The 17171-nt window shown below is 45.4% G+C and carries 19 protein-coding genes; 9 read left to right on the forward strand and 10 right to left on the reverse strand.

Going from position 1 to position 17171, the window contains the following annotated elements:
• Positions 1 to 7: 7 nt before the first annotated feature.
• The 3 genes from grpE (at position 8) to dnaJ (ending at position 3854) form a co-directional block, all read left to right on the forward strand.
• Positions 8 to 565, forward strand: a complete 558-nt coding sequence (grpE, locus tag C3Y98_RS09855; RefSeq protein ID WP_425339468.1) for a nucleotide exchange factor GrpE — start codon at positions 8 to 10, stop codon at positions 563 to 565.
• A gap of 134 nt (positions 566 to 699) precedes the next feature.
• Positions 700 to 2622 carry a molecular chaperone DnaK gene (gene dnaK, locus C3Y98_RS09860; protein ID WP_135278425.1) on the forward strand — a complete coding sequence of 641 codons (1923 nt, stop codon included), beginning with the start codon at positions 700 to 702 and terminating at the stop codon, positions 2620 to 2622.
• Between the two features lie 101 nt (positions 2623 to 2723).
• Positions 2724 to 3854: a molecular chaperone DnaJ gene (dnaJ, locus tag C3Y98_RS09865; protein ID WP_135278426.1), complete on the forward strand. Its 1131-nt coding sequence runs from the start codon at positions 2724 to 2726 to the stop codon at positions 3852 to 3854.
• A 206-nt stretch (positions 3855 to 4060) separates the two neighbouring features.
• Here the strand turns inward: dnaJ and C3Y98_RS09870 are convergent, their stop codons facing one another.
• The 9 genes from C3Y98_RS09870 to C3Y98_RS09910 form a co-directional block, all read right to left on the reverse strand.
• On the reverse strand, positions 4061 to 5755 hold the full coding sequence (locus tag C3Y98_RS09870) for a cation:proton antiporter domain-containing protein (protein WP_135278427.1): 1695 nt from the start codon (positions 5753 to 5755) through the stop codon (positions 4061 to 4063).
• A gap of 230 nt (positions 5756 to 5985) precedes the next feature.
• Positions 5986 to 6231, reverse strand: coding sequence for a hypothetical protein (locus tag C3Y98_RS09875; protein WP_135278428.1), 246 nt, complete (start codon positions 6229 to 6231; stop codon positions 5986 to 5988).
• On the reverse strand, positions 6221 to 6475 hold the full coding sequence (locus C3Y98_RS09880; RefSeq protein ID WP_245234360.1) for a GIY-YIG nuclease family protein: 255 nt from the start codon (positions 6473 to 6475) through the stop codon (positions 6221 to 6223). Before C3Y98_RS09880 ends, C3Y98_RS09875 begins: the two co-directional genes overlap by 11 nt.
• A 78-nt stretch (positions 6476 to 6553) precedes the next feature.
• Positions 6554 to 6943, reverse strand: a complete 390-nt coding sequence (gene gloA, locus C3Y98_RS09885; RefSeq protein WP_015832685.1) for a lactoylglutathione lyase — start codon at positions 6941 to 6943, stop codon at positions 6554 to 6556.
• Positions 6944 to 6959: 16 nt separating this feature from the next.
• The gene (locus C3Y98_RS09890) at positions 6960 to 7211 is read right to left on the reverse strand and encodes a YfhL family 4Fe-4S dicluster ferredoxin (RefSeq protein WP_135278430.1); all 252 of its coding nucleotides are present in this window, start codon (positions 7209 to 7211) and stop codon (positions 6960 to 6962) included.
• A 3-nt stretch (positions 7212 to 7214) separates the two neighbouring features.
• The gene (gene coaD, locus C3Y98_RS09895; RefSeq protein ID WP_135278431.1) at positions 7215 to 7715 is read right to left on the reverse strand and encodes a pantetheine-phosphate adenylyltransferase; all 501 of its coding nucleotides are present in this window, start codon (positions 7713 to 7715) and stop codon (positions 7215 to 7217) included.
• A complete protein-coding gene (rsmD, locus tag C3Y98_RS09900) occupies positions 7702 to 8262 on the reverse strand; it encodes a 16S rRNA (guanine(966)-N(2))-methyltransferase RsmD (protein ID WP_135278432.1) in 561 nt (186 codons plus the stop codon). Before rsmD ends, coaD begins: the two co-directional genes overlap by 14 nt.
• A 138-nt stretch (positions 8263 to 8400) precedes the next feature.
• Positions 8401 to 9741: a M16 family metallopeptidase gene (locus tag C3Y98_RS09905; protein WP_245234361.1), complete on the reverse strand. Its 1341-nt coding sequence runs from the start codon at positions 9739 to 9741 to the stop codon at positions 8401 to 8403.
• A 35-nt stretch (positions 9742 to 9776) separates the two neighbouring features.
• Positions 9777 to 11102: a M16 family metallopeptidase gene (locus C3Y98_RS09910; protein WP_135278433.1), complete on the reverse strand. Its 1326-nt coding sequence runs from the start codon at positions 11100 to 11102 to the stop codon at positions 9777 to 9779.
• A 313-nt stretch (positions 11103 to 11415) separates the two neighbouring features.
• Here C3Y98_RS09910 and ftsY point away from each other — a divergent pair, with 313 nt between their 5' ends.
• The 6 genes from ftsY (at position 11416) to C3Y98_RS09940 (ending at position 16572) form a co-directional block, all read left to right on the forward strand.
• Positions 11416 to 12396, forward strand: coding sequence for a signal recognition particle-docking protein FtsY (ftsY, locus tag C3Y98_RS09915; RefSeq protein WP_135278434.1), 981 nt, complete (start codon positions 11416 to 11418; stop codon positions 12394 to 12396).
• Between the two features lie 44 nt (positions 12397 to 12440).
• Positions 12441 to 13154: a cell division ATP-binding protein FtsE gene (gene ftsE / locus C3Y98_RS09920; RefSeq protein WP_135278435.1), complete on the forward strand. Its 714-nt coding sequence runs from the start codon at positions 12441 to 12443 to the stop codon at positions 13152 to 13154.
• Complete coding sequence (ftsX, locus tag C3Y98_RS09925; protein ID WP_135278436.1) at positions 13151 to 14071, forward strand: permease-like cell division protein FtsX; 921 nt, start codon at positions 13151 to 13153, stop codon at positions 14069 to 14071. The genes ftsE and ftsX overlap by 4 nt, the downstream gene beginning before the upstream one ends.
• Before the next feature lie 171 nt (positions 14072 to 14242).
• A complete protein-coding gene (locus C3Y98_RS09930) occupies positions 14243 to 14572 on the forward strand; it encodes a PepSY domain-containing protein (protein ID WP_209308787.1) in 330 nt (109 codons plus the stop codon).
• Positions 14573 to 14575: 3 nt separating this feature from the next.
• Positions 14576 to 15241: a response regulator transcription factor gene (locus tag C3Y98_RS09935; protein WP_135278437.1), complete on the forward strand. Its 666-nt coding sequence runs from the start codon at positions 14576 to 14578 to the stop codon at positions 15239 to 15241.
• Complete coding sequence (locus C3Y98_RS09940; RefSeq protein WP_135278438.1) at positions 15241 to 16572, forward strand: sensor histidine kinase; 1332 nt, start codon at positions 15241 to 15243, stop codon at positions 16570 to 16572. The genes C3Y98_RS09935 and C3Y98_RS09940 overlap by 1 nt, the downstream gene beginning before the upstream one ends.
• Position 16573: 1 nt before the next feature.
• On the opposite strand, the gene C3Y98_RS09945 is transcribed toward C3Y98_RS09940, so the two are convergent.
• Positions 16574 to 16894, reverse strand: a complete 321-nt coding sequence (locus C3Y98_RS09945) for a PepSY domain-containing protein (RefSeq protein ID WP_135278439.1) — start codon at positions 16892 to 16894, stop codon at positions 16574 to 16576.
• Positions 16895 to 17171 lie beyond the last annotated feature (277 nt).

The raw sequence follows: 17171 nt of genomic DNA on the forward strand, positions 1-17171 counted from the left end.
AATTTCAATTCAGCATCCCCACATTCACAGAAGTGTTAATAATGAACCGGGGACAACCATGCAAGACGAACAATCTACGCCGCAACCTGAGCTAGAAACAACAACAGAAAATGTACAAACACCAGAGGCAAAAATTGCTGAACTGGAAGCTGCACTTGAAGAGGCAAAAGCCAGCGTACTTTATGTAAAAGCCGAAGGTGAAAACATTCGCCGCCGCGCTGTTGATGATATCGATAAAGCACGTAAATTTGCTTTAGAGAAATTTTCAGGCGAGTTACTAGCAGTAAAAGATAGCCTAGATGCCGCGTTAGCTATTGAAGCTACCGAAGTGCAAAGCTATAAAGATGGTGTTGAACTGACTGCTAAACAATTATCCAGCGTATTTGAGAAATTCAACATTGCTGAAATCAGCCCATTGGGTGAAAAATTTGACCCGAACAAACATCAAGCTATTTCAATGTTAGAAAACAGCGGCGAGCCAAACACAGTGACTAGCGTACTACAAAAAGGCTACACCTTGAATGATCGCGTATTGCGTCCTGCATTAGTGATGGTAGCCAAGTAATTCGTTTTTCTATCGCAAAAGTACTTGAATTTAGAAAAACAATCACCATCTAGCAAACAAGGTTATCAATTAAGCTGCTTTTAAGCTTTAGCGCTAAAAGCAGTTGGAACAAATTTAAAGTAAAAGGAAATAAAATGGGAAAAATTATTGGTATTGACTTAGGTACAACAAACTCTTGCGTAGCTGTAATGGAGGGTGGCAAGCCACGCGTGATTGAGAACGCTGAAGGCGCACGCACCACACCTTCAATCATCGCGTATCAAGAAGATGGCGAAATCTTAGCGGGCGCACCAGCTAAACGCCAAGCCGTGACCAACCCAAAAAACACGCTATACGCGGTAAAACGTTTGATTGGCCGCCGTTTTGAAGAAAAAGAAGTACAAAAAGATATCGGCTTGATGCCTTACACCATTGCCAAAGCTGACAACGGCGACGCATGGGTAGAGATTCGCGGTGCAAAAATGGCGCCGCCACAAATTTCAGCTGAAGTTTTACGCAAAATGAAAAAAACTGCGGAAGACTATTTAGGCGAAGAAGTAACAGAAGCGGTGATTACTGTGCCGGCTTACTTCAACGACAGCCAACGTCAAGCGACTAAAGACGCAGGTCGTATCGCTGGTTTAGAAGTAAAACGTATCATCAACGAACCTACAGCAGCGGCATTGGCTTTCGGTTTAGACAAACAAGAAGGCGACCGTAAGATTGCGGTTTACGACTTGGGCGGCGGTACATTTGACGTTTCTATCATTGAAATTTCTAGCATTGATGGCGAGCACCAGTTTGAAGTACTTTCAACCAACGGTGATACATTCCTAGGCGGTGAAGACTTTGACAACCGTTTAATCGACTTCTTGGCTGATGAGTTCAAAAAAGAAAACGGCTTGGACTTACGTAATGACTTGTTAGCAAAACAACGTTTGAAAGAAGCGGCTGAGAAAGCAAAAATTGAACTTTCAGGCGCACAACAAACTGAAGTGAACTTGCCATACATTACTGCTGACGCATCAGGCCCGAAACACTTAGTGGTAAAAATCACGCGCGCAAAACTAGAATCTTTAGTAGAAGACTTAATCGAGCGCACGATTGCTCCTTGCCGCACTGCATTGAAAGATGCTGGCGTTTCAGCTTCTGACATCACCGACGTGATTTTGGTTGGCGGTCAAAGCCGTATGCCTAAAGTGCAAGAAAAAGTTAAAGAGATTTTTGGTAAAGAACCACGTAAAGACGTAAACCCTGATGAAGCAGTGGCCGTAGGCGCTGCAATTCAAGGCGGCGTGTTGCAAGGCGACGTGAAAGATGTGTTATTGCTAGACGTAACACCATTGTCATTAGGCATTGAAACATTGGGTGGCGTGATGACTAAACTCATCAAGAAAAACACCACAATCCCTACCAAGGCATCACAAGTGTTCTCAACTGCTGATGACAACCAAAATGCGGTAACGATTCAAGTGTTGCAAGGCGAGCGCGAAATGGCGTCTGCCAACAAATCACTTGGTCAATTTAATTTGAGCGACATTCCACCAGCACCACGTGGCATGCCACAAATTGAAGTGACTTTCGACATTGACGCTAACGGTATTTTGCATGTTTCTGCAAAAGACAAAGCAACTGGCAAAGAGAACAAAATTACCATCAAGGCAAATTCTGGTCTTTCTGAAGAAGAAATCAAGAAGATGGAAGAAGATGCAATTAAGTATGCTGATGAAGACCGCAAATTGCGCGAACTTGTAGATGCACGCAACGCTGCTGATGGCGCAGTACACTCTGTGAAAAAATCACTGACAGAACACGGCGATAAATTAGAAGCAGCGGAAAAAGAAGCAATTGAAACTGCAGTTAAAGACTTGGAAGAAGCATTAAAATCAGACGACAAAGCTGAAATTGAAGCTAAAACAGAAGCTTTAACCACAGCGTCACAAAAATTAGGTGAGAAAGTTTACGCAGAGCAACAAGCGCAAGCTAACACGCAAAGTGCTCAACCTAGCCCAGAGGGTGAAAAAACTGTGGATGGTGACGTAGTAGATGCAGAGTTTGAAGAAGTGAAGAAAGACTAATTTAGCGCTAGCTTATGGTCAACAGTCGTTAGCGTCAAACGATGCTAACGACTTTTCCATTTAACCAGCAAGTCACAACTAACTACTACAGACTACATAATATGGCAGCTAAAAAAGATTACTACGAAGTCCTCGGCGTTAATAAGGATGCCTCTGAAGAAGAGATTAAAAAAGCTTATCGCAAACTTGCGATGAAGTACCATCCTGACCGCAACCCGGACAACCCTAAAGCAGAAGATCAGTTTAAAGAGGCCAAAGAAGCCTACGAAATGCTCTCTGATGACCAGAAACGTGCTGCTTACGATCAATACGGCCATGCCGGTGTGGACCAAAGCATGGGTGGCGGCGCAGGCGGCTTTGGTGGCGCAGGCTTCGGCGATGCGTTCGGTGATATCTTCGGTGACATTTTTGGCGGTGGCGCACGCGGCCAACGCAGCAATGTGTATCGCGGTGCCGATTTGCGTTACAACATGGAAATTTCGCTTGAAGATGCAGCCAAAGGCACTGAAACCAAGATTCGCATTCCGGTACAAGCTAAGTGCGACCCTTGCAACGGCACAGGCGCAAAATCAGGCAAATCACCTGTCACTTGCTCAACCTGTGGCGGTCACGGCCAAGTACGTATGCAACAAGGCTTTTTCTCAGTACAGCAAACTTGTCCTAAGTGTCACGGCACAGGCAAAGTCATTAAAGATGAAGACAAGTGCCCTAGCTGCCACGGTGCTGGCCGCGTTAAACAAAACAAAACACTGTCCGTTAAGATTCCAGCAGGTGTGGATGAAGGCGACAGAATTCGTTTAAGTGGTGAAGGCGAAGCCGGTGTTAACGGCGGCCCAACGGGTGACTTATATGTTGTAATTCACCTAAAAACCCACGAGATTTTCCAACGTGACGGTGGCAACTTGCACTGCGAAATGCCTATCAGCTTCAGCACCGCAGCACTGGGTGGCGAAATTGAAGTACCGACACTGGATGGTTCAGCAAAAATGAAAATCCCTGCTGAAACCCAAACCGGTGGCGTGTTTAGGTTACGTGGCAAAGGCATTAAACCACTACGTTCTAGTGACTACGGTGACTTAATGGTGCACGTGGTGGTAGAAACGCCGGTAAAACTAACCACGCGCCAGAAAGAACTACTACGCGAGTTTGAAGAAAGCACGCAGGCAGACGCTGGCAAGCACAGCCCCAAAAATAAAAGCTGGGTAGATAAAGCTAAAGACTTTTTTGGATAATTAATGTTTAGATAATTTGTTTAGCTAAACAAAACCTTTACGCTCAAATTAAAAGGCCTGCAATTGCAGGCCTTTTAATTTGACTCATGGCACGCTCTCAGCTTTATAGACAATCCTACCAACATAATAAAAAATCGTTTCTAAAAACTCTTTAATTGATGTCGACTTTCGGCCGAAACTAGCCCCTCAGATTTAACTACCTTTCACTACAACTTAGGTGCAAACTGGTTCACAACGAATTTAGACATGCCGATCGCCAACTCTTCTTCCCCATAAAACACTGTGCCTAATTTATCTTTGCGCAATAATTCGGACTCATCTTCGTTATGCGTCCTCAGCACAATTTCAATTTCAGGCCTGAGTGCTTTCGCGGTATCCACCATCTTGCGCACATCAATCGGCTCTGGTGTCGCCACAACTAACATAGAGGCGTTCGCAATATGCGCCTGGATTAACACCCCAGGTTCAGACGCATTGCCAGAAACGGCAGGAATACCTTTTTTCCTCAAGCTTTCTACAATAGCGCGATTCTGCTCGGCAACCACAAAAGGAATATTATGCTCTTTTAGCTCGTTGGCGATTCTACTGCCCACACGCCCGTAGCCCACAAGCACGACCTGCCCTTCTAAATATTTACGCTCTGTACTCATAGGTAGCTCAGCAAATGGGTCAACTCGTTGCTCTAACTCACGCGCTAAGCTAGACAGCCCTACTAGCCACTTTCTAAATGGCTTAATGGCTGAGAACAACAAAGGATTAATAGCGATAGAAATTAATGCACCGGCCAGAATCAGGCTCATGCCCTCAGCCGGAAGAATGCCGAGCGACACTCCTAGGCCTGCCAAGATAAAAGAAAACTCGCCAATTTGCGCAAGGCTTGCCGCTACGACTAGCGCCGTATTAAGCGGGTAACGGAATGCCAGCGTAATCGCCATCGCGGCAATTGATTTTCCAACGACAATCACTCCAACGACCGCCAGCACACTCAATGGCTTAGTGAGCAGAATCGATGGCTGAAACAGCATGCCCACCGAAACGAAGAAAAGCACAGCAAACGCGTCTCTTAGTGGCAATGACTCTTGCGCTGCACGATGGCTAAACTCAGACTCACGCATCACCATGCCCGCAAAGAAGGCGCCCAACGCAAACGAAACGCTAAACAGCACAGCGGCACCGTATGCAATGCCAATAGCAGCCGAGATCACAGACAGCGTAAAAAGCTCACGTGAGCCTGTTTTAGCTACATGCCATAGCAACCACGGCAGCAAGCGCTTACCGACCACCAACATAATCACGATGAATGCAGCCACCTGCAATAGCGTCAGTCCCAGAGTTTGCCAAATCGAGGTTGTGCCGCCATCTACTGCAGTGCCGCCTAATAAACTTGCTAACGGAGGCAACAGGACCAGCACTAGCACCGTCAGCAGGTCTTCCACCACTAACCAGCCTATCGTAATTTTAGCGTTGATGCTTTGCATCAAGTTTCTGGATTCGAGCGCTCTTAGCAGCACCACGGTACTGGCGCAAGATAATGCCAGACCGAATACCAGCCCTTCACCAAACGTCCACCCCCAAGCGTTGGCAACGTACATACCAAGTACGGTAGCGATACTCATTTGCACAATTGCGCCCGGTATAGCGATACGTTTAACCGACATTAAATCATCAACGGAGAAGTGCAGCCCCACGCCAAACATGAGCAGCATGACGCCAATTTCTGATAATTGAGAGGCAATATGGGCATCGGCCACAAAACCTGGGGTCGCCGGCCCAATCAACATGCCAGCCACTAAGTAACCCACTAAGGCAGACAGCTTGAAACGCTCTGCAATAAAACCAAAAATCAAAGCAAGGCCAAATCCGGCGGCGATAGTACTAATGAGTGTGACGTTATGATCCATAGGCCTTTACAACTTTATCGAGCCAACCTAGCAGTTAGCATTTATTTGAATTATTTTCTAGATTACGTTTTAAGCACTAACTCAGTATCGCAGCACTTTATCTGCCTAATACACTAGCACAGCGGCAACCTGACGCAACACGTACACATCAAGTCGCGCTTTATTCTGACGCTCAATCTAAATACATTACATATAGCAGACAAGGTTTGCCTGCATATCGTTCTTAATGATTAGATTAAACTTTGATATATCGCCCCCAATTCGGCCTCAATATCAGAAAAATCCTGATAACTCCGCCCTGCGCTGCGGCCATACCAATACTTGCTATTCCACTCATCGCCTGCAATCTTGTGCAGCACGGCATGCAGCCAATTAGCGGTGGGACTACTTTCATCTTGTGCAATTTGATGTGCGAGATCCCAATCGCCCGCTTGTGCTGCCTGCACTGCTTTGAGTAAAGCACTTTTATCCATCATTAACACCCTCAAAAAAATTGAGTTTTTTATGTCTGGGTAAACTCTTCAACTGCGCCTCAGCAATGCTTGCGGTCGATCGATCTGGGTAAGGCTTAGAAGCTAGTATTTTAATAGGCGGGTTGGCGCGTGTATAACGTGCTCCTTTACCGGCCACATGCGCAGAAAACCTTGATGCTAAATCATTGGTGATCCCTGCATAGTAAGCGCCGTTCTTACATTCCAGCAGGTATAAACACCAAGTCATTTTACTAGCACTTAACATACGTTCTTGTTGGCAATTAAACAGGCAACACACACCATGCACGTTAATTGCCACTAAGAATTAATAAGTGCCAGCCTGAATAAACTCGACCTTATAGCCATCTGGGTCTTCAATAAAGGCAATCACGGTAGTGCCATGCATCATTGGCCCGGCCTCACGCACCACTTTGCCGCCAGCATTACGCACGGCTTCGCAGGCTTTGTAAGCATCATCAACCTCGATGGCAATATGGCCGTAAGCCTTGCCCATGTCATAGCTTTCTACACCGTAGTTGTAGGTCAGCTCTAATACGGTATGGTCACTCTCAGCACCATAGCCCACAAAGGCCAAGGTAAATTGACCATCTGGGTAATCATGCTGACGTAATAACTTCATGCCTAACACTTCGGTATAAAACTTAATTGAGCGCTCCATGTTACCAACACGAAGCATAGTATGTAGCATGCGCATTTACTGTCCTTAATTATTAATTAGATGCTGTTATTTGATGATACTTCTCCAGCAGTTGCTCTTTAGATTCCACTTTATCCGGGTCGTGTGGAATACAATCTATCGGGCACACTTGCTGGCATTGTGGCTTATCATAATGCCCTACACATTCAGTACATAAATCCGGGTTAATTTCATAGATCTCTTCACCCTGATAAATGGCACTATTCGGGCATGCAGGCTCGCACACATCGCAATTAATGCATTCATCTGTAATCATCAACGCCATAAACTAAAGACTCTCTTTTAACTTTTTCACAATTGCATCTTCAACCGATTTAGACACGAACTGATCTACCGCGCCACCCAACTTAGCCACTTCACGCACTAAGCTTGATGAAACGAACATATATTCTTCAGAAGGTGTCAGAAACAGCGTTTCCAGCTTGGGATAGAGTTTACGGTTCATCCCTGCTAGTTGGAACTCATATTCAAAATCTGAAGCAGCGCGTAAGCCACGAATCACCACTTGTGCGGACTGGTCTTGTACAAACTGCATCAGCAAACCGCTAAAGCCAACAACTTTTACATTATCGTAAGAGGCAAATAGATTTTGCGCTAGTGCAACACGCTCTTCTAAATTAAATAAGGTACTTTTATTAGTACTACCCGCTACCGCGACCACAACCTCATCAAACAAATAGGCGGCGCGGCGGACAAGATCCTCATGTCCCAAAGTAATCGGGTCAAAGGTACCGGGGTAAACAGCAATGCGTTTTTTAGTTTGTGTCATCGCGCAATTTTATCAGATGATAAAAGACATTACCTGCTTTACTCTGCTTAAATACTTGCCATGTATCGTCATCTGCCAATGCATATTCAGCCTCCACATAGACCACGCCTTGCGTATTTAAATGCTTAGGCAGTTGCGCTAGCACTTTATTCAGCCACCCTTGATGATATGGTGGATCAACAAAAATCACATCGAACAGTTGCTGATTTTTATCTAAAAAAACCATGGCATCCATATTAAGCACCTGCGCAGCATCAGCTTTCAGCGTTGACTGATTGTCTAACATCGCGCGGTACACTGCGGTGGTTTTTTCTACCAACACGACTGATTGAGCATTCCGTGATAATGCTTCAAACCCTATCACGCCGGTGCCAGCAAATAAATCTAAGCACTTTTTACCGGTAAGGTCTTGCCCCAGCCAGTTAAATACCGTTTGCCTAACGCGCTCTGGCGTTGGGCGTAAGCCCTGTGCATCAGGAAATTTGAGTAAACGGCTCCGCCATTCTCCTGCATTGATGCGTACAGTATTTAGTTTTTTTTCTGCCATATAAAATGCGGTGCGATTGATTGCAATAAAACCGCATTTTACTATCAATTCTCATCGCACCACATTGCAAATCACTGCCTTACTATCACGGCAATCAAATGCTTTCATTAATTTAAGCACAATGAGATGACATAAAAGTTACTGTGCGTTCGGGTCCCCTACAATCACAGTAACAAAGTTCTGAGTCTGCAAACGGCGATTAAATGCATCTTTAATTTGCGCAGCGGTCACACTCTCTACGTTTTTATTGTACCCATCTAAATAATTTAGCGGTAATTTGTAAAAACCAATCACACTTAAATAATCCAAAATCTTCTTATTACTATCAATGCGCATCGGGAAACCGCCAATAATATTGGCTTTGGCTGCTTTTAGCTCTGCCTCGGTGACGCCATTTTTAAGAAATTTTTCCAGTGTTTCACGCACTAATACCAATGCGGCTTCTGCCTGATCTTTTTTAGTTTGTAAACCAATCTGGAACGGCCCTGCCTCAGCCATAGGCATGAAGTAACTGTATACGCTATACACCAAGCCACGCTTCTCGCGCACCTCCTCTGTTAGTCTGGAAACAAATCCGCCGCCACCTAAAATATAGTTGCCTACATAAAGTGGGAACAAATCAGGATCATTACGCTTAATGCCTGTATAACCCAATAGAATATGCGACTGAGATGCCGGATGCGCAATACGCTGCTCTTTTGCCTGACCAGGCGCGGTAACAGCGGCAATCGGCGCTGGTGCTGATGATGCAGGTAATCCAGTACTGAGGCTTTCCGCAATCTGCTGTGCTTGCTCGCGCGTTACATCGCCAATAATGGCAATGACTGCACCCTTGGCACCGTAAAACTGCTGATAAAACGCACGTAAATCATCAGGCTTAATTGCAGCTACTGTATCAATTTCACCGCTGTCATCCAGGCTGTACGGGTGGGTGCCATATAGCGCTGACATAAACGCTTTTGTTGAAATACTTTCTGGCTGTGTCGCAGACTCTTGCAAGCCTGAAATAATCCGTGCCTTCTCACGCGCTAACACGGCGTCAGGAAAGTCTGGTTTTTGCAGTATCTGCGTAAAAACATTGAGTGCCTGTAACCGCTCACGCTCACTACTTAACGTACGTAACGATAATGCAGCACGATCCGCATCAAAACTACCGCCTAACACCGCCCCTACGTCGGCAAATTTATTGGCAATCGCTTCATCGCTCATACCGGCAGCGCCTAATGTCATCAAGTAGCGCGTAATGCTTGCCACTCCGGATTTTTCTAACGTATCACGCGCACTGCCTGCAGCAAAGTTCACACTTAAATCTAAAATCGGTAAATCATGGTTTTCTACAAAATACACGGCTGAGCCAGCTGAAGTTTGCCATTGCTCGATCTTAACCGCTGCTTGTACGCTGGTTGCTGCAAACATTGCCGCAGTGCTGATCATTAAAAAACCTGATGCTACTATTCTTTTTATATATTGCAAATTCATTATTTTTACCTTAAAAATCAAAGTGTAATGTCTAATTAATGCACGTGCGGCTTACCCTGCGGCTTTGCATTCGGTGCAATCGGCTGCGGGTCTAGTGTCGCAATGGTTAGGTTATCCTGATGCAAATATTTTTTTGCCACTGCTTGTACTTGCTCCGCCGTCACCGCGCGCAATTTGTTAGGGTAATCTTCTAGCATTTTCCAAGAGAATCCGATGGTTTCTATCGTGCCAAGCTGCATGCCTTGATAAAACATGGAGTCTCGTTGGTACACATCCGCAGCAATCACGCCAGCTTTAACACGATCAAGCTCTTGCTGCGAAACACCTGTCTTCTTGATTTTCTCAACCTGCTCAATTAAAGCCTGCTCTAACTCAAGCACAGTTTTACCTTCGCTTGGTGTGCCATCTAGTGAAAATAAGCTTTGACGACCACGCGCCAATAGGTCGTAACCTGCGTCCACATCTATCGCCAATTGCGTATCTCGCACTAGCGTTTGATTTAAACGTGCGGCAGGGTTGCCACTTAATACGCCAGCCAACACTTCTAAGGCATAAGGCTCCCAGTCTGACTCAGGGTTAACTACAGGCGGCACATGGTAGCCCATCAACAAGTATGGTAGCTTTGCTGGCGCTTTTACCACCACGCGCCGCTCACCTAGCTGGACAGGCTCTACTTGCGGTTTACGTTCAGGCAATGCCTTAGGTTTTATTTTGCCAAAATATTGTTTTGCCAACTGATAAACATCATCGGCTTTCACATCGCCGACCACTACCAGCGTCGCGTTATTAGGCGCGTACCAATTGTGATACCACTCGCGCGCATCAGCAACGGTCATATTTTCCAGATCATTCATGAAGCCAATCACGGGGCGTGAATACGGGTGTGCGCGATACACTACGCCTTGAAATGCCTCATTTACCTGAGATTGCGGTTTATCATCAGTGCGCCAGCGCCGCTCTTCCATCACCACTTTAATCTCTTTAGAGAATTCCTCTTCACTTAACTGCAGATTTTCCATGCGGTCAGCTTCTAGCTTGAAGGAAAGGGGTAAGTGTGATTTTTCCAGTTGCTGGAAATAGCAAGTGTAGTCGGTGCTGGTAAAGGCGTTTTCTTTACCGCCGGCGGCCGCAATTAAACGTGAGAACTGCCCTGCAGGCACCTTTTTCGTCCCCTTAAACATCATATGCTCAAGTACATGTGCCACACCGGTTTTACCATTGACTTCATCCAGACTGCCTGCGCGATACCACACTTGGGACACCACGACCGGTGCACGATGGTCTTCCTGTACCACCAACTTAAGGCCGTTATCCAGCTTATATTCTTTAATGAGTGGATTAGCAAAAACAGCGACGGGCATTACTAACAAAAGTAGTAAAAAACATTTTGTACGCACAGGACTAAATCTCCAGTTATTGTGATCAATATTCAAAAGCTAACATCTGCTCAAAAGATGCATTGAATGCAGACTTTGGGACAAGGATACCACCGACTTAGTTCAGCCTTGCTGGCATCTCAATAAATTACTGGCGTGATTTTAAGATTGAGCAATATCAACCATCAACACAGCACTATTAAAAATACATAAACATTCATTAACATACATCAAATGAACTGGTTTGCCACAAGCGAAATTAAGCTAAAATAGTGCTACTAAACTCAGTTAAAAATTTATGTTCGATTTTTTCAAAAAAGACAAAACGCCAGTTGCCGCAGAGGCTAGCCCCATAGATGCAACTCCCAGCCAAAGCTGGGCTGCTCGCTTAAAACAAGGCTTAGCAAAGACCAGAAATCAGCTGGGTAACCAACTTGCCAGTATCTTTGGTGGCGGCAAAATTGATGCAGAGGTTTATGAAGAATTAGAGACCATACTCCTCACCTCAGATGTAGGCATCAATGCCACCCAGCACTTACTGGATGACATCAAAGGCCGTGTAAAACGCCAAAGCCTAGACGACACAGTGCAACTCAAGGCGGCATTAAAGGATGCACTATCTGACTTACTTTCTCCGCTAGAGCAACCATTAGTCACAACCAATCATCAACCATTTATTATTATGCTGGCTGGTGTCAATGGCGCGGGCAAAACCACTACTATCGGCAAATTAGCCAAGCTATTTCAATCAGAAGGCAAGAGTGTACTGATTGCTGCTGGCGATACGTTTAGAGCAGCAGCACGCGAGCAATTACAAATTTGGGGTGAGCGTAACAATGTACATGTGGTTGCGCAAACCAGCGGCGACCCTGCGGCAGTGATGTTTGACGCAATCAACTCGGCACGTGCAAAAAATATAGATATTGTGCTGGCAGATACCGCAGGGCGCTTACCGACACAAATGCACCTGATGGATGAAATTGCAAAAGTAAAACGTGTAATGGATAAAGCCCTGCCTGGCGCGCCACATGAAGTGTTGCTGGTATTAGATGCCAACACTGGGCAAAACGCAGTATCTCAAGTGAAAATTTTTGATGACGCCTTGGGCGTGACAGGCTTAGTACTCAGCAAGCTGGATGGCACGGCAAAAGGCGGGGTGATTGCCGCCATCGCGCAGGCGCGACCGATTCCGATTCGCTATATTGGGATTGGCGAGGCCATCGACGATCTCAGGCCGTTTAATGCCAATGAGTTTATTGACGCGATGATCGAGTCGTAAACTATTTTTAATCCGCGTGCATATATTAAGACTAAAATACCAGCATGATTCAATTTGATAAAGTCACCAAGCGCTACCCAGGTAGCGATGAAATACTCAAAAACATTAGCTTTAACATTGATGCTGGTGAGTTTGTGTTTCTGACCGGTCACTCCGGTGCCGGTAAAAGCACGCTGTTAAAACTGATTGCAGCCACAGAGCGCCCCACTAGCGGCACGGTATTAATTGCCAATCAAAATGTCAGCCAGTTAAAACCTTCTGCCATCCCATTTCTACGCCGTCGCTTTGGTTTGATTTTCCAGGATCATAAGTTACTCTACGATAGAAACTGTTTTGAAAACGTAATTTTACCTTTACACATCAACGGCATATCCGGACAAGAGGCAGCCAAGCGTGTGCGTGCCGCGTTAGATAAAGTAGGCTTGCTGCATAAAGAAAAAGCCATGCCCATCACACTATCCGGTGGCGAACAGCAACGTTTGGCAATCGCACGTGCAGTGGTCAGCCGCCCATCTATCCTACTTGCGGATGAGCCGACCGGTAATTTAGACGCAAGCTATGCAGCAGACATTATGGCAATTTTCTATGCCTTTAACCAAGTTGGGGTCACCGTGATCATGTCTACACATGACGCTCTAGGCATGAGCACCGCACAAAACCGCGTGCTGCACATTAACCAAGGCTCATTGAGCGAGCCTTTACTCAACACATCCAACTTTAACCAAGAGTCATCCTCTATCGAGCGTTTTACATCATGAGTAACTGGCTAAACCAACATATACAAACCCTTAAGCTGGTACTTAAGCGCATGCAAGCCAATACGCTGTCAACGTTTATGATCTGTCTGGTGATTGGGGTGGCAATGTGCCTGCCCAGCTTATTTTATTTGGCGGTAGATAACTTATCAAAACTTACAGACCACATACAAAAAGACACAGAAATCAGCCTGTTTCTCAATGTGGAAGCTGGTGCTGGCGCGATTAAAACAATTGAACGTCAACTAGCACAGAATGAAGAGATTGAGCGCTTTCACTTAGTGACAAAAGAGGAAGCCTGGAAACAACTACAGCTTAAATCACAAAGTAATCAGGATGTTAACGACGCCGTATCGCAGTTGGGCAAGAACCCATTGCCTGATGCATTTTTCATTCAAGCCAAATCCGCCGACCCAGATAGCTTGATTCAACTCAAAGACACACTGCAAAACCTACCCAACGTAGAACTAGCGCTATTAAATACCGAATGGGTAAAACGCCTATCATCATTACTGAGCTTAGGTAAAAAGCTAATCTCCATGATTGCCGGCTTATTGGCGATTGTATTGCTGGTGATTATCGGCAACACAGTACGCATGCAAATCTTGACGCAAAAAGATGAAATTGAAGTGAGCAACCTGATTGGGGCGACTAGCAGTTTTATACGCATGCCCTTTTTATATGCCGGTGCACTATACGGACTATTTGGTGGGTTAATGGCAGTACTGATGCTGATAGGGATTATTCACGTGTTCAATCTCTCCATGTCGCAAATCGCCCATTTGTATAGCAATGACTTCAGCTTATCGTTATTCAATTTACAGCTGTTTCTAGCAGTTATCATTATTGCAGTCTGTATAGGCTGGGCTGGGTCATACATCGCAGTATCACGTGCGATTGCAAGCTACAAAATCAACTAATGCCTGCCTCACGATAACGCACGCCTGAACGCCTGAGTACAACAGGCGTCAATCATCTTATGCGCCATCATTAAGCTTGAGTTAAGCTTACGCATGCACAATACATGACCATGACCTTCACTTGGAGTCTTTGCTAAAGCAGCAACTAGCCCTTAGCAAATAAAGCATATTATGATGAAAAAACTCGGCATTTTTGTATTGTTAACTGTAGCATGCGTATTGTTAGCAGCTACTTTTACTTTCACCAACAATTCAGCAAAAGCTGATATTAATCAGCAAACTGCACGTCAGCTATTAAGTGCAGGAAAAATACTCCCTTTAGAAAAAATCACCAAACTAGCCAAAGAAATTAAACCTGGTGAAGTGCTGGAAACTGAGCTTGAGCACAAAAAAGGCATGTATATTTATGAGGTAGAACTGCTGGATGCACATAGCCAAGTTTGGGAAATCAAACTGGATGCAAAAACCGGCAAGCTCATCAAAATGGAACTTGAGGATTAACCCATGCGTTTGCTTTTGGTTGAAGACGACCCCATACTCGGCAAACAGCTGCAAACCAGCCTACAGCGCGCGGGTTATGCCACAGACTTAGCCACTGATGGTATAGAAGCAGAAATACAGGGTAAGTTAGAACCTTATGATTTAGCTATACTGGATTTAGGCCTGCCCAAACGCAATGGATTAGAGATATTGACACACTGGCGCAATGCGCAAATCAACACACCGGTCATCATTCTCACCGCCCGGGGCGGATGGCAGGACAAAGTGGCTGGATTTAACACGGGGGCGGATGACTATGTCAGCAAACCCTTCCAAATTGAAGAACTGCTGGCACGTATCAGTGCCGTATTGAAACGCAGTATGCTAAATCAGGCAAGCGAGTTGCACGCTGCGCAATTCAAGCTGAACGAGCAGACGCAAACCGTGATATTTGGCGATGGCACTCAGCATAACCTCACCAACGTAGAGTTCAGGCTGCTGCGCTATTTTATGCTGCACCCTGGGCATATTCTGTCTAAATCGGTATTAACAGAGCATGTATATGAATATGATGCAGATAAAGACAGCAATGTGATTGAAGTTTACGTCAACCGCCTGCGCCAGAAGATTGGTAGCCATCTCATACAAACCCGGCGCGGCCAAGGTTATGTGTTCGGAGTTAGCTCTTAATGCACTCACTCAAAGGCAGGTTATCATGGAGCATCACGCTTAGCTTGGTATTGTTGCTATTGCTACAATGGCTAGTGGTTAGCTATGCGATTAATAAACTCAGTGAAGATCAGCTGATCAAACGTCTGGAGCATGAAGGGGAAAGCCTCCTTGCGAGCGCCAGATTAAATGCATCTAACCAACTGGAAATTGACGCACAGCGCTTAAGTGCCATTTACCAGCGTCCATTCTCAGGCAATTACTATGTGGTCATTTCTGGGCAGCAGCGCTTAATTTCCCGCTCACTGTGGGATACCGACATTAGCGTCACTTCCTTAGCTGCAGGTGAGCAGCAATTAATTTACCGCCAAGGCCCAGAACAGCAGTCTTTGCTGATTGTGGCTCATGGCTACCAAAAGCAAACGCTGCCAATCACGATAGCCATTGCTGAAAACCTTGGCCCGCTAAAAGCCAGTATTGAACGCTTTCAGCTGATTTATGCCGCCATCTCGTTGCTTGGCCTCATCCTTTTACTCGCGATACAACGCCTGATGATACACCGCGCACTTCTACCACTAAAAGAGATGCAAAGCGACATTGCCAAACTAGAGCGTGGCGAGGCTGACCAAATTGCTTCAAAAGGCCCAGAAGAAATTGCACCGCTTATTACAGAGCTTAACCACCTATTGCATACGGTGCAACAGAAGTCCAAACGTTCCCGAGAGTCTCTAGGCAACTTAGCACACGCCCTCAAAACCAAACTGACGCTGCTGAACCAAACAGCGGAACGCGCAGAAATTGATGGCCTACCCGAGATTCGCACATCCATTTATGCGGTGACAGCATCACTAGACCAAATTATCGAACGCGAACTCAAACGCGCGCGTTTAGTGGGCAATGCAAAACCTATGCAGCAGGTGGATTTAAAAACCGAGATTGCACAGCTGACGCATACCATGCGTATGATTTATCAAACCAAAACCGTGAATATCACGTGGGAAGTCGCAGAAGGGACAAGGTTTCATGGCGATGGTGAAGACCTATTAGAAATACTGGGCAACTTGCTAGATAACGCTTGTAAATGGTGCGCACGCAATGTGTCACTGACAGTCACTGGCAATGAAGCACCTATTTTTGTAGTAGAAGATGACGGCCCAGGCTGCCCAGTGCATGAGCTGAACTCACTCACACAACGAGGCTTTAGAGCAGATGAAACGGTTGCTGGTAGCGGCTTAGGACTTGCCATCGTGTACGACATTGCAAACAGCTACGAGGCTAAGCTCAGCTTTAGTCGCTCAGCCGCGCTTGGCGGCTTACGCGTTGAAATTAGATTTAGCCCTCGTATCCCTTAACCTAAAACCACTCGCGGCTCACATCACGTACCGCACCGGTTTTTGCATCCACTAACACCTCCCACTCACGACCATCAGCATCTACGATCTCAAACTCATAATCCCAGCCTTTGCCAAACCTTCTATTTTCCAGATCGACATCGGCTACCGCGCCAGGCTTTGCAGCCAACGCTTTGGTTCTTGCCTGCTCTAAAGTAATTAACCCTAACTCTTTTGAGATAGCTTCAATTTCATGAATATCATCATCTGCAAATGCTAATGGTGATAATAAGCTAAGTGAAATAAGTGATGCTAAGGTCAATGTATGGATTGATTTTCTCATGATGTAACTCCTGTAATAAATGGTGAGTACACTTTATGCACCTAAGCTTAAATCAAGCTTAAAAAGTCATCACAACAATTACTTAAGGTTTATCACTTCGCAATATGTGTTGAAACTTAATCAAACTGACATTGCTGCTAATAACACTCAAATAGGGACGGCATCACAATTATTAAACCATATACCCAACAGGGTAACTTTACCTGTACAGACAATTTTGTTAGAGTTGAACCATGTACTAAACTCAACATTTCAAACAGCAGACAGACATGCGAAT

Source organism: Methylotenera oryzisoli, from assembly GCF_004661485.1.
Classification (GTDB): domain Bacteria; phylum Pseudomonadota; class Gammaproteobacteria; order Burkholderiales; family Methylophilaceae; genus Methylotenera; species Methylotenera oryzisoli.

Bases quoted from the DNA above. Each gene is read 5' to 3' on its own strand.
- rsmD (WP_135278432.1), bottom strand. From the start codon at position 8,262: ATGGCAGAAAAAAAACTAAATACTGTACGCATCAATGCAGGAGAATGG.
- C3Y98_RS09940 (WP_135278438.1), top strand. From the start codon at position 15,241: ATGCACTCACTCAAAGGCAGGTTATCATGGAGCATCACGCTTAGCTTG.
- C3Y98_RS09930 (WP_209308787.1), top strand. From the start codon at position 14,243: ATGATGAAAAAACTCGGCATTTTTGTATTGTTAACTGTAGCATGCGTA.
- C3Y98_RS09935 (WP_135278437.1), top strand. From the start codon at position 14,576: ATGCGTTTGCTTTTGGTTGAAGACGACCCCATACTCGGCAAACAGCTG.
- ftsX (WP_135278436.1), top strand. From the start codon at position 13,151: ATGAGTAACTGGCTAAACCAACATATACAAACCCTTAAGCTGGTACTT.
- dnaJ (WP_135278426.1), top strand. From the start codon at position 2,724: ATGGCAGCTAAAAAAGATTACTACGAAGTCCTCGGCGTTAATAAGGAT.
- dnaK (WP_135278425.1), top strand. From the start codon at position 700: ATGGGAAAAATTATTGGTATTGACTTAGGTACAACAAACTCTTGCGTA.
- C3Y98_RS09870 (WP_135278427.1), bottom strand. From the start codon at position 5,755: ATGGATCATAACGTCACACTCATTAGTACTATCGCCGCCGGATTTGGC.
- gloA (WP_015832685.1), bottom strand. From the start codon at position 6,943: ATGCGCATGCTACATACTATGCTTCGTGTTGGTAACATGGAGCGCTCA.
- ftsY (WP_135278434.1), top strand. From the start codon at position 11,416: ATGTTCGATTTTTTCAAAAAAGACAAAACGCCAGTTGCCGCAGAGGCT.
- C3Y98_RS09945 (WP_135278439.1), bottom strand. From the start codon at position 16,894: ATGAGAAAATCAATCCATACATTGACCTTAGCATCACTTATTTCACTT.
- C3Y98_RS09875 (WP_135278428.1), bottom strand. From the start codon at position 6,231: ATGATGGATAAAAGTGCTTTACTCAAAGCAGTGCAGGCAGCACAAGCG.
- ftsE (WP_135278435.1), top strand. From the start codon at position 12,441: ATGATTCAATTTGATAAAGTCACCAAGCGCTACCCAGGTAGCGATGAA.
- C3Y98_RS09890 (WP_135278430.1), bottom strand. From the start codon at position 7,211: ATGGCGTTGATGATTACAGATGAATGCATTAATTGCGATGTGTGCGAG.
- C3Y98_RS09910 (WP_135278433.1), bottom strand. From the start codon at position 11,102: ATGCCCGTCGCTGTTTTTGCTAATCCACTCATTAAAGAATATAAGCTG.
- C3Y98_RS09905 (WP_245234361.1), bottom strand. From the start codon at position 9,741: ATGAATTTGCAATATATAAAAAGAATAGTAGCATCAGGTTTTTTAATG.
- coaD (WP_135278431.1), bottom strand. From the start codon at position 7,715: ATGACACAAACTAAAAAACGCATTGCTGTTTACCCCGGTACCTTTGAC.
- C3Y98_RS09880 (WP_245234360.1), bottom strand. From the start codon at position 6,475: ATGACTTGGTGTTTATACCTGCTGGAATGTAAGAACGGCGCTTACTAT.